Annotated in this window: 9 protein-coding genes; 3 read left to right on the top strand and 6 right to left on the bottom strand. The window is 46.7% G+C overall.

Features of this window, described 5'->3' with window-relative positions; genetic code table 11:
• Positions 1-295: 295 nt before the first annotated feature.
• The 4 genes from DYB02_RS07395 to DYB02_RS07380 all read right to left on the bottom strand — a co-directional run bounded on the left by DYB02_RS07395 (position 296) and on the right by DYB02_RS07380 (position 6,175).
• Positions 296-1,381, bottom strand: a complete 1,086-nt coding sequence (locus tag DYB02_RS07395) for a lipocalin-like domain-containing protein (protein WP_041953782.1) — start codon at positions 1,379-1,381, stop codon at positions 296-298.
• 38 nt (positions 1,382-1,419) lie between these two features.
• A complete protein-coding gene (locus tag DYB02_RS07390; RefSeq protein WP_029804646.1) occupies positions 1,420-3,873 on the bottom strand; it encodes an ABC transporter permease in 2,454 nt (817 codons plus the stop codon).
• Positions 3,854-4,525, bottom strand: a complete 672-nt coding sequence (locus DYB02_RS07385) for an ABC transporter ATP-binding protein (protein WP_005462397.1) — start codon at positions 4,523-4,525, stop codon at positions 3,854-3,856. The genes DYB02_RS07390 and DYB02_RS07385 overlap by 20 nt, the downstream gene beginning before the upstream one ends.
• Positions 4,526-4,798: 273 nt before the next feature.
• A complete protein-coding gene (locus DYB02_RS07380) occupies positions 4,799-6,175 on the bottom strand; it encodes an MATE family efflux transporter (RefSeq protein WP_015296569.1) in 1,377 nt (458 codons plus the stop codon).
• 94 nt (positions 6,176-6,269) lie between these two features.
• On the opposite strand from DYB02_RS07380, the gene DYB02_RS07375 reads away from it, so the two are divergent.
• A complete protein-coding gene (locus DYB02_RS07375; protein ID WP_029804644.1) occupies positions 6,270-7,718 on the top strand; it encodes a DUF2867 domain-containing protein in 1,449 nt (482 codons plus the stop codon).
• Here DYB02_RS07375 and DYB02_RS07370 read toward each other — a convergent pair.
• Positions 7,705-8,289 carry a NapC/NirT family cytochrome c gene (locus DYB02_RS07370; protein WP_005495609.1) on the bottom strand — a complete coding sequence of 195 codons (585 nt, stop codon included), beginning with the start codon at positions 8,287-8,289 and terminating at the stop codon, positions 7,705-7,707. The two genes, DYB02_RS07375 and DYB02_RS07370, sit on opposite strands and share 14 nt — an antisense overlap.
• Before the next feature lie 22 nt (positions 8,290-8,311).
• Positions 8,312-8,935: a c-type cytochrome gene (locus tag DYB02_RS07365; RefSeq protein ID WP_024702708.1), complete on the bottom strand. Its 624-nt coding sequence runs from the start codon at positions 8,933-8,935 to the stop codon at positions 8,312-8,314.
• 451 nt (positions 8,936-9,386) lie between these two features.
• On the opposite strand from DYB02_RS07365, the gene DYB02_RS07360 reads away from it, so the two are divergent.
• Both DYB02_RS07360 and DYB02_RS07355 read left to right on the top strand, forming a co-directional pair.
• Positions 9,387-11,651, top strand: coding sequence for an OmcA/MtrC family decaheme c-type cytochrome (locus DYB02_RS07360; RefSeq protein ID WP_029804643.1), 2,265 nt, complete (start codon positions 9,387-9,389; stop codon positions 11,649-11,651).
• A gap of 53 nt (positions 11,652-11,704) precedes the next feature.
• On the top strand, positions 11,705-12,685 hold the full coding sequence (locus tag DYB02_RS07355) for a DmsE family decaheme c-type cytochrome (RefSeq protein WP_025442038.1): 981 nt from the start codon (positions 11,705-11,707) through the stop codon (positions 12,683-12,685).
• Positions 12,686-12,690 lie beyond the last annotated feature (5 nt).

Here is a 12,690-nt window from a genome sequence, read left to right as displayed (position 1 = left end):
TTAACAAAGAATGATAAGAGTGTATAGCTGCAGAAAATTTTAGAATAATCGCTTGTTCAGAGTATAAACTTCGATTTTTCCGAGGTTATCTTCATTACTCATCGTATTTTTCAACAAACTATTGAGACGAAGTAAGCCTTCTCGCCTCCTCTTATCTATCCAGTTATTAACCAAGATCGTTATTAAAGTAGCATAAGATGATGTCTCACTTCACGGTAAGTCTGTGATTTTTTAGACAGAACTAACGTGCTTCAGACACAAAAAAGCCACTTTGCTAAGTGGCTTTCGATAGATTTTAGTAGCCGGTGAGCTGCATAAAGCCCCACGCCTCGTTGGAGCCAGAAGCCAAGATGGGACCTTCCCAATAAGGGATAACAAATGGCAACCACATATCGGATTTTATGATACGAGTCGTCAAATTAATTTTGTGTTCAGGTGCATTGATGATCCATTGCAACGGTAAACGTCTGCCATTCGACAGGCTTGTTACCTGCATTGGCGTAATCGAGACCTCTTTCTCTGATAGATTGACCACTTTTCCCGAACGGGTCGATAGCGTACCGAAAATATGAGGCGTCTGACCGTGGTGACGGTAACGGCTAACCGTTAACGCACGTCCATCATCCAAGTTAAAGACAAACCAATCCCAACCTTGTTGGCCTTGGCCGATTAAGCCACTGCCCCATTCTTTTTGCGTCCAGGCTGAGCCTGTTACGGGGATGAGGCGGCCATTTAAGTTCAATGTGCCTTTTACATTAAGAAACGGTGCGCTAAAGCTAAACGAAGCCACAGATTGCAGTGCATGTTTAACTTGAAAGCCTTTGTCTCCATTTACCACAAACGGCCCGCTTGTCATGGTATTCAGTTCGAGTCCGAATGTGTCCGTTGTAACATTGAGGTTGCCTGGAAATGGTGTAGAGCCTAATGAGCGCCAAGTCCAGTTATCTATCCATAAACGGAATGGTCGGTTTGTCATGCCAGCTTGACCAATACCACCACGCGCAACACGCTGTTCTTTCCACACATGCGAACCATGGCTCACGACAACATGTGAAATGTACAGTTGCGGGTTTTGCCAACCGCTGGTTTCTCGTTCATCGGTGGCGACGCGAAAATAGCTCCACTGCACGTTGTAAGTGCGACCTTGCTTATCTTGCAGCTTCGCAAAGTAGTTCCACCATTCATGTTGATATTCAGGATGGAAGCGAAAGTCTGAAGGCAATGAGACATGCTCGTCCGGTAAAACCGGCTCAAAAATGGTTTTATTTTCTCGCGTCAGTACCGAATTAATTTCGTTTTCTTGGGTAGCAGTAGGCTCTAGCCAAAAAGTTGAATACAACGTCGCTCCAGTCAACATGGCAAAAACGACAACGATCAGCATCGAAGCAAAAACGCGCTTTTTAGAGTTTTGTTTTTCCACTACAACGCATCCCTCAACGACTTCATTGGCGTACTCTTAATCATTCGAATTACGGGTAACGCCCCGGCGATCATAATCGCGAGCATTGCCCAAGCGATAGTTTGTGCATATTCCCAAGGAATGGTTTGCAGTTCGAGTGACCAACCAAAAGATTGTTTAATGATGATATCAACAATTAGGTGGGCCAAGGCCAATCCTAACGGTACTGCAATAATCGCAGAAATGGCACCAAAGGCGAACAGTTGCAAGCCCCCCAAGGCAACCAACTCTTTGCCAGAAACACCCATGCATCTCAGCAGCGAGAAGTGTCTTTGACGAGAGAGTTCTCCTGCTAGGGTTGCAAAGAAAAGGCCAAATACAGCAATGATAAGAGTAATGTTGCCTAGCGTGCCAGCGATGGCGAACGTGTGATCAAATACTCTCATGGCTTGATTGTAGATATTGCTGTTGTCGAATACGCGGTCTTGTGGCAATCGGAAGACATTTTCTAAACGATTCTTCAACCCTTCCCCATTCACGCTGTCTTTCAGCAATACGCCTAACCCTACGTTGCCCGTGCCGGCGAACGCGTAAAGCCAGTTTCGATGGGACATCATCACTTGGTTGTATGGGTTGCCATAATCGTAGTACACACCCACGACTTGCCAACCTTCACCCAGTGGCGCTTGCAGATCAATGTAATCGCCCGGACGAATATCCAGTTTGAGAGCCATAGATTCACTGACCATCAAGCTCTTAGTTTGATGCAGCTGATACCAGTAGTTTGGAACACCCAGCTTGACCGTTAGCGAATCTAGCTCTCCTTCAGAAGGGCCTGTGCTGACCACTTGCAACGCGCCATGCTCGGTAGGAACATCTTTTTCCCAGCGCCACCAAACCGATTCAACTTCTGGCTGATCTTGTAACCATGCGCTCATTCGCCCAGCCGAGTTGTTTGTTGGATAAATATAGATATCTGCGGCCAAGCGTTGGCTTAACCATTTGTCAGTGGTGTCTCTAAAGCTACCCACCATGGTCTCAACACCAATATTCGCAGCGAGTGCCAACATAAACGCCATCGTTGCGACACCACGATAGCTCATACTTGCCGCCGCATCAGCAAAGAACCAACGCACACGAACCCAGCGTAACGTGTATGAGAAGCTTTGGAACATGTGCCACATCAAAAATGGCATGAATAGAGCCACACTCACCAACATCAATGCGATAATGGCAAAACCCGTCTCTTGCGTTTTAGGTGCTTGGTAAACCGCAACCGCGGCTACACAGAAAGCACATGCCGCCAATGCTTGCCAAGAAAACTCTCTTCCAGCAAAGCGCATTAACGATAAACGCGAAGACAAACGAATTGGTTGCGATTTCAACAATCGAATCAGTGGCCACAAACAGGAAATCAGAGCGCCCATTGCCGACATAATCAAACTGTATAAGCTCGACTGCCACGACCAACCGATAGTAAGGCCAACGTTGGCGTCATATAGATCGCTCAAACTGGAAGATACTGCAGGGATCAACTCGTTCGCCAACATGAGTCCAAAGAAGTTACCGCAAGCCCAAGCGACCAAAACGAGTATCGAGAGCTCAAGTAATAGCGCTTGCGCCAATTGGGTTCCATTCACACCGGTTTGACGCAAAATGCCGACTAATCGCTGACGCTGAATAAAAGACAATGACATCGCTTGATAGAAGATGAACAGTCCAACCAAAAACGACAACATCCCCATCGCGGTTAGGTTCATGTGGAATGCTTTGGTCAAAGATTCAAGCTCAGTACGAGTGTTTCGAACCAAAGTCATGCCATTTGGCAGTATGTCTTTTAATGCGATCAGTTTTTCTTCTGGCATCTCGCCACATGAAATCGCTGAAAGGCCCGAGCTTCGCTTCAACATTCTTAATAAAGAAATGTCGGTAACTAAACGTGTACCTGATAAGAGCTTGTTTTGATCCACTTGGACAGGGCCAAGACGACTGCCGTCATTCAACTCAATAAAGTCACCGTCTTGCCAGTTCATGTAAGACGCCAAATCTTGACTGATCAAAATCGGATACGGCGGCTTCATCAAGGAGAGAACAGGCATCTCATTGAGTGACTTGCCGTGCTGAAGAGGGATCATTGCGACAGGATCGATGCCAACGAGCATCAAGTTCATGTCCGTTTTGGCATCCAGATGAAGAACGTCGAAAGGCGCACATTGGTTGAAACCAGCGCGGCGCAACTGAATGTAAAACCCTTGAGGAATTTTATTTGCAGAATGTTTGGTACGAATTCGGTAAGGAAGAGGGTTTGAGAAAAGCTTCTCACCTGTTTCGTAACTCTGCTTCGCATGTTGGTTGATAGAAGTAACACCAACGAGAAGCGAAACACCAAGCGTTAAGCCTAACCAGACGAGAATAATTTGCAGTGGGTAACGACGGTAATGACCGAGTAGTGCCTTAACTACGGGCCATAACATGCAGTTGCCCTCCTTGAAGACGAATTTTCCCTTCCATGTGTGCCGCAACTTTCTCACTGTGCGTCACTAATAACAAGGTGCAGTCCAATTGGCGTGCAAGACTGGTCAGCAAACGCATTACCGCTTCCGCATTTCGCTCATCCAAACTTCCCGTTGGTTCATCGGCAAGCAGAATTTTGGGTTCCATGTACAACGCGCGCGCAATCGCAGCACGTTGTTGCTGGCCACCCGACACTTCTTCTGGATAGCGTCCTAATAAAGGCATGAGATCCAGAGCCGAAAGAATTTGACGCCAGAGACCTTTATCTTCCGGTAACCCTTTTAGTTGACGGCAAAAACGGATGTTATCGGCGATGTTCAAAGTAGGAAGAAGGTTGAATTGTTGGAAGATGTTACCAATATTGTTGCGGCGGTAGAGCGTTCTTAAGTGTTCTGGAGCATCATGCATCGCAAAGTTTGGAAACTGAACCTCGCCTGAATCGGCGGTATCTAAACCAGCAATGACGTTCAGCAACGTACTTTTACCAGAACCACTTTCCCCCATCAGAGCGACTTGCTCACCTTGCTGTAATGTTAATTCTGCCCCTTGTAGCACAGGATGAAACTCTCCCCCGTCTACATAGCCTTTACATAGGTCTGACAGTTTTAACATTGATTTTGCCGCTCAAATGGTGTTTAAAAATTGGGTTCAGAATCTACACTAAAATCCTGTTAGTAGGAAGTATTTTGAATGCTTGATCACACTATGAGAGTACAAATGCAACTCGATTCACTTTCTACAACAGATTTTGTTGACGTTATAAGCAGATTTTTGCAGCAATTTTTCTAGCTATAGCAAGCAAAAAACTTGAAACGGCTGCAAAATGCGAAATATAAGCAAACTATGAACGAGATTTATTAGAAACTTCAACCAGCTTCAATATCGCTACTTTTCAATTAAGTTTTTCATCCATTTTTTGCTCTTCATTCGAGGCAAACAGATACACCACTTCACTACCTCTTCAGTGAGGAAAAGTAGATACACCCACTGTGGCTCCCACCCCAAATATATCGCTGCAAACGCAGCGAGCGGAATACCGATTATCCATTGAGCAAACACATCTTGATACAGGCAGAATTTCACATCTCCACCAGCACGAAGAACCCCCACAATGACCATCATAGGCACTGAGCGCAATACGACGCCAAGTGCCAGAATCACCATGAACTGCTCTGCCAAATGACGAGTCTCGGCGCTCAATGCACTGAACGCATCGAGTATGAGCTGATTGGTGAAAAATAGAAGTACCGCAACACCGAAAGCAATCAGAACATTCAAGATTACCGTCGCCCAAGCTTGGTAATACACAGGTTCAAAGTTTTTCGCGCCGAGTTGGTTACCCACTAAAACCGCAGCCGCGTTCGATAGGCCAATCATCATAGCGAGAGCAATCGACTCAACGGGCGTCATCACCGACAGCGCTGCCAAACCTTGCACGCCTGCTTGTCCCATGATCGCGTGGTAAGCAAACAGTCCTCCAGCCCAAGCGAGAAAGTTGAACGTCGTGGGTAAAGATAAGCTAAGAAAACGAGTGATTTTGTCCAACACTAAGCTGGCACGAATATCGCCCCAACCAAAGGCGATAATGTGTTTTTTCAACCACAAATAACCAAATAAGCAACCAACTTCAATGGCTCCACTGATCACCGTTGCAATTGCTGCACCGGTAATACCAAGGGCAGGAAAGCCTAGGTGACCGAAAATCAACACCCAGTTTAAAAACACGTTGGAGAGAATACCGATACCGCTAAAGAAAGTACTCAACCCTGGTTGATGCATAGCACGTAATCCCACCGCCATACTGGCAACACACGCCACTGCGAACATACTGGCTGATGAAATTACCAAGTAGCTTGACCCAAGCTCAATCACCTCTTGGGAATCCGTGGTCAAGCCCATGATTGGCTGCGGGAAAAAGACGAACAAACAAACGGCCAGCGCGGCAAACACCATCGCAATCATCCAAGTCAGCGACGTACTTTGTCTTACGCCAATTTTGTCTCCCGCTCCCCAGTACTGCGCGGTAAGCAGTGCGCCACCCGTGGTCACCCCAACTAACATGATGGTGGTAACAAACGTCGCTCGAGCTGCGACTCCCACAGCGGCAATTTCGGCTTCACCAAGTTGCCCTAGCATCAATACATCGACCAGGCTTCGGCTGGAAAACATAATACTTTGCAGCGTGATGGGAAGTGCTATTGCGAACAATCGACGCAAAAAGGCTTTATCTGCGTGAGTTGAGAGTTGAGATAGAAAAGTCACGAGCACTCCAACGACAACTTATTGATAGAATGGGAAAAGTGTCTCATGATTATACCCAGCGGTGATTTTTCCACCAGCAATAAAAGGACGGATAATGAAAAAGGTGTTGGTATTAGGTGCCTCTGGTTACATTGGTTCTCAGCTTCTTCCTCTACTGCTCGATAAAGGTTACAGCGTAACCGCTGCATCTCGACATATTGATTATTTGGAGTCTAGGACCAGCCCACATCCCAACCTTACACTGACTTACTTAGACTTGGCGGACGCAGAAAGTACACTTTCATTAGTTGATGATTTTGATTTGGTGTTCTTTCTGGTGCACGGCATGGCACAAGGTGATGATTTTGTTGAATACGAATTGAACCTTGCTTTGAACTTTAAATACGCATTGGAGCAAAGTCGTGTCAAACACGTTATTTATTTAAGTGCCATACAGCCACAAACTGGAAATTCACGCCATTTAGCCGCTCGTAAAGCCACTGGAAAGATCATTCGACAATCCGGTGTTCCGGTGACAGAGTTACGTGCTGGTGTCATCATTGGTCCTGGCTCCGCCGCTTTCGAGATCATGCGAGATTTTGTCTACAACTTACCTATTTTGATTGCGCCTAAATGGGTTGACTCAAAAGCCAACCCCATCGCCCTACCCAACCTCAATCACTATTTATTACAGTTGGCCGAAGCATCACCCCCAGAAGAAAGCCAAATTTATGAAGTTGGTGGGCCAGATACACTCAGCTACCGCGAGCAATTTAAAATCATTTGCCAAATCACCAACAAGCCTTATCGGCTGTGGTCGACACCGTTGCTTACCCCCAAAATGGCCTCGTACTGGCTCGGCTTGGTCACCTCTGTGCCAGCAAACATCGGCAAAGCATTACTCGCAGGGTTAGAGCATGACTACATCGCCGATTCCAAAGCGATTGAAGCACGATTTCCGCAAACGCTGATCAGCTACGAGCAAGCGGTATCCGACACCATCCAAGATGAAGGCACGTTTGTGCGCAGTAATGTTTGGGGCTTTGAGCCAGCGGCACTTCGTCGATGGCAACCGGGGTATGGCTACTACCCTAAACAAGCCGGTGCGAGCATAAAAACTCAAGCCTCCGCTGCGGCATTATGGAAAGTGGCTCAAAAAATCGGGAGTCGTGAAAAAGGCTATTACTTTGCCAACATTTTGTGGCGCACACGTGAATGGCTCGACATCTTTTTTGGTGGTGGGAAACCGATTCGCGTTTCTCCTCCGGGGCCGGAGCTCAAAGTCGGCGATTATATTGACTCTTGGAAAGTAATTCGCTGCGAGGAAGATCAGTTCCTCTCACTGTTTTTTGGGATGAAAGGCCCAGGGCTTGGACGTTTAGAGATTACCATCAAAGACCATGGTGATGAACGAGAACTGGATATCACCGCTTGGTGGCACCCACAGGGATTTCTCGGGCTACTTTACTGGTTTGCCATGATGCCAGCCCATCTATTCATATTCAAAGGCATGGTCAAAGCCATCGCGAAAGAAGCCGAAAGTATCAGTATTACTCCTCAGTAGGAACAGTCTCTGGAGAATCTAGAGAAATAGGCAGGTGATGAGCAATCCCCGCATGGCAATCAATGCACGATTGCTCTCGACTTTCCATCATCTGATGTCGACGCGCAACGGTTCGTCCTTGCGCTTCGAAATCCATCTTGTCAACAGAATGGCAATATCGACACTGTTTTGATTTATTCTCGATAAACTGCTGTGTGACTTCAGCAGCCAACCTCGGACGATGCTCCGCCTCGAAATTCTCAAGTGTAATGTCACCAGTCAGTTTGTGATAGATGTCGGCTGTAGCGCCGATTTTCAATGCGATTTTAGCAAAAAACTCCCTAGGGACATGACAATCACTGCACGTAGCGGCAATCACACCCTGAGCATTTTTGAAGTGTGGGGATGCTTGGTACTCCTCAACTATCGTATCCATCCCAATATGGCAGCTGTAACAAAACTCGTTGCGATTGGTGTAATCCATACCAAAGTGAAAAACACTGAAGGCCGCCCCACCAAGGATAAACGCCAATAAGCCACCAATTGGTATGCCGAGCATCCATTTTCTGTTTGGTTTACGCCATAAACTCATTGGTGTTCATCCCAAAGCAGCGCTAGCGATAACTCGCATAGTATTCTACGAGCGCGTTTAAATCATCGGCACTAAGCCCTTTGAACGCCTCATCCATTTTTTTATCAACGGAGCGTTTGCCTTGCTTAAACTGTTGCAACGTAGTGGCGAGATAGCCCTTCTGCTGACCAGCTAAAACCGAAGCTTCATCCAGAGCGTTACTGCCACCATCCGAATGACAGTTCTCGCAACTTTTCGCGTGGATAGCCTTACCTTTCATCGCTAACGCTTGATCGAAAGACTGCTTAGCAGGCACAAACTCAAGCCCAGCATAATGTTTTGCTAACTCTTCAATCTGCGCTTCAGATAAAGATTTGACTATCGTCACCATGTCGCCTTTTTGGCTCGTGTCTCCGTATACGTGATTAACCGAAGCTGAGGGTCTGCCCTCAAGGTAACGCAACATCTGGTCGAAAAAGTTGAACTCGGGAATCCCTGCGATGGTCGGAATATTCGTGTCTGAGCTAACACCGTTTGGCCCATGACAAGCTTCACATTCATGTTGTGAAATTAGCTCACTTGGTGACGCTAAACTGTGGGAGGCCAAAACTGAGCTAATGGCTAACACCGAGGAAAATTTTAGAGATAATTTAATTAGTTGGTGCATATTAGACTGACTCCGTAGTAATTATCTTTGTTAATCAAAACCAGACAGCGAATAAACGATAAGAAAATCATTTTATAAACGCGACTTAAAACCAACGATATCCAAGATAAAAATATTAAGCCGTCAACCATTTAAAGTAGCGTAGTTCAATACCCCTACTTTTTCTGCACCGACCTCTTCAAGAACAACAAACCTCAATACAAGCAATTGATTTAAAACACAATAATTTAAAACCTAAAATTCACGCATAGAAAAAATGGTTTATTTTAATAATATTTCATATTGCGTCTATACTCTTACAAGCCATGTATTTCGATTTATTCAAGCGATGTAAATATGGATATTTTGCTTTTGGCTTGAATACAAAATTAATATTTCAATCAATTGCTTATTGAGATATTTAACCATTCCAACGCATTCCCACTTACTTTAGGACGAATCGAGAGGGACTATGAACGGTTTAAAGTCGATCGCTACATTAATATTTTTTATTTTACTGCTCACCGGATGTGGTCCAGACAGCAAAAACGATCAAAATACACCACCACCTGCGCTTGGTGATTTCGAGATCAGTGTTTCCGAGCCATCATTGGTCACTCAAGAAACCGGAGAAACCAAACTGGTAGTCGATTTTACCGTCAAAGACGGCAGTGGCAGATCTCATGAGCTAGACGAAACGAAAGACTTTCGCATCGCACTTCTTAAAGCAATGCCCTCTCGTGTCGACACACAAAATTCGAGCGATCCAGCCTTTACCTTCAATGGGCGTCATGGCAATACCTATTGGAAGAGTTTCCATCACTCAAGTAATACCACAAATAACCGTGCCAGCATGGAGAGTGTTTGGGATGGAACACTAGTAAAAACAGACGAGGGGTATCGCTACACGTTTGCCATTCCTGACGTTTTGAAAGTGTCCGATCCTTATACTGCCGACTCTTCTAGCAACAACGGTTTTATCGCTTGGGATGCGGATAAACTCCACCGAATCGTCATGGCGTATGGCGAGCAAGGCAACGGTTTTACCTACGTGTTTGAATGGGTGCCGCAAGAAAGTTCAGATGCAGTGGTCTCCCGCAATGTGATTGAAACAGGCACGTGTGAAAACTGTCATATGGGCGAACCGCTTCATCATGGACCGGGCTATCGCTCAATTGATAACAACATTGCCGTTTGTACCGCTTGCCACAATGACAGTAATCCTGGCGCTGCACCAGCCAGACGCCCTCTCACTGCCGTTGTTCATCAATACCACGGTAATGTTTTCAAATTAGGTAGCGACAGAAATAACACCGATACTTACAAACAGCCTGTCGACGAGAATGACGTGCTCGTTACCGACATCAATGGTTTAGTCATTGAAGGCAACCCTTTCCCGCAAGATGCCCGCAACTGTACAACCTGCCATTCAACCGATGTCGCGAAAGCATCAGACGCCAACAATTGGTTTGAACACCCAAGCCAAGTTGCCTGTGAGACCTGTCACTTGTACCGAGACAGAGGCGCGCATGATAACCAAGTCGGTACGGCTTGGGTAAGAAACGGCGAGCCACAAAACTCCTGCTCGGGCTGTCACCGTCCTTATGACCGAGACGACAATGGCGATCCAATCATCGGCCAAGACGCAAGCCGAAGTGCTAAAACGGTTCACGTAATGCGTTTAGAGAATCTTGCAAAGGCACGTGATTCGCTCGAAATCAGCGTTGAAAGCGCGCGATTTATTGATGACCAGTTTGAGGTTGAACTAAGAGTGTCGAAAGCGGGCTCAGGTATTGGCTCCATCAACGAACTGACCCCTTTCATTAATGAACATGGGCACCTCAATTTGTTGCTGAACTGGGATAACGGCCAAGGCCCGATGGTCGCAAACAACAGTCTCAATGTCGCCGATGATGGCGCACTTGGTGACGGCTGTGAGGCTCAAGGAGAAGGCCTATTCTTGTGTCATAAAGACTTCACTGACGCTGCGATTAAGCCAACCTCCAACTCTACGTTGACGGTTAACATCGCCGACATGCCACTTTGTGCCAACCGTAGAGATGGCGAGCTCGCCGAATGCGTCACGTTTGAAGGCATCGATCTTATCAAATCGCCTTTCGTCATTGCCGCCAATAACGCATCCGGCTCGTTTGATGTGTCTGGTATCAACAAGCGACACAAACTGCCAGTGGGCGCGGACATTTCATCGTGTAACGATTGTCACAAAGAGCTGACTATCCATAAGCTCGGTGAGCATCCACATGCTGCCACCGACTTCCAACAATGTAAAAATTGCCATAACTCCGAACGTTCTGCGTTTTATCCTGGAATGGCGGCTGATCTAAAGTACCACGTGCACTCATTCCATGCCTTTGGCTCCGCTCATAGCGGTGAAGCGCCTTTCCCTGGCGCAGTCAACAACTGTGAGGCCTGCCATACCAATGCTCAATACAACTTACCTAGCCAACAAAATACGCGCCCTTCTCTGGCAAGTGGTAAGTACTTTAGTCCTGCGTTAGTCGCCTGTGGCGCGTGTCACCTAGAGTCATCTTTAGCTAATGCTGACCCGGATACCGTGGCAGGAGATGCGCCTCTGAACCATATGCTGAATCACGGCGCGGTATTTGGAGCAGACACAGCAGCACAAGCCATGGGCACCGAACAATGTGCGACTTGCCATGCTATTGGTCAGTCACAAGGGGTAGATAAGGTTCACAAGGTATACGACTACCGTTGAATTCGTCATTGAACACAATGCTTTGACAATTAAGGATAAGAAAAGGAAGAGCTATGAAAGCAATGTTTCTGCGGTGGTTGGTAGCTGGGATACTTGGGTTAGGCGTCATCTTCACCGTCAGTTCGGAAGATGTCGCCAAGCCAGAACCCAAAGCGGCGACGTTAACTCAAGAAGAAATTGAAACCATATTAGACACCAAGTTTTCCGAGGGAAAATATTCACGCCGCGGACCAGATGGCTGCCTTCGTTGCCATGACGATACATCAGACAAACCCGCTACGGGTATTTTCGACAACATTCATGGCAAGTCCGCAAACCTGCATGGGCCAATGAATGATAAACAGTGTGAAGCATGCCATGGCCCAGCGAACAATCACGAGCGCAATCCACGAAAAGGACAAGTTCGTGAACCGATGATCACTTTTGGGCCAAACTCCCCTGTTCCAGCCGAAAAGCAAAACAGCGTGTGTTTATCTTGTCACCAAGATGCGAAACGCTCGACTTGGCATAGTAGCGAACACGCTTTTGAAGGGCTTTCTTGTGCAAGCTGTCACCAACTGCATCAAAAAGACGATCCGATGATGGTTGCCGAAATGCAAGCAGACAAATGCACCGATTGTCACTCCCGCACCAAATCAGATATCCACAAACGCAGTCGTCATCCTATTATCGACGGCGTCATGACTTGTTCTAGCTGCCACAATCCACATCAGACATTAAATGAAGCAAGCCTGAACTGGTCAACCGTCAATAACGCTTGTTACGAGTGTCATGCAGAAAAACGCGGCCCATTCTTATGGGAGCATGAGCCTGTAACTGAAGATTGCACATCCTGCCACACACCTCATGGTTCAGTGAACAAAGCCCTGCTCAATAAACGACTGCCAATGCTATGTCAGGAATGTCACCGTGTGCCACATGCAAACGTAGCCATTCCTGAAAACGACTTGAGAGTGCGAGGCGGAAGTTGTTTGAACTGCCACAATCAAGTGCATGGCTCTAACCACCCACGTGGTCAAACATTAAGTTATTAGGAGGG

Origin of the sequence: Vibrio parahaemolyticus (assembly GCF_900460535.1) — a bacterium.
GTDB classification, from domain to species: domain Bacteria; phylum Pseudomonadota; class Gammaproteobacteria; order Enterobacterales; family Vibrionaceae; genus Vibrio; species Vibrio parahaemolyticus.
This window is presented reverse-complemented; position numbering and strand designations above follow the sequence as displayed.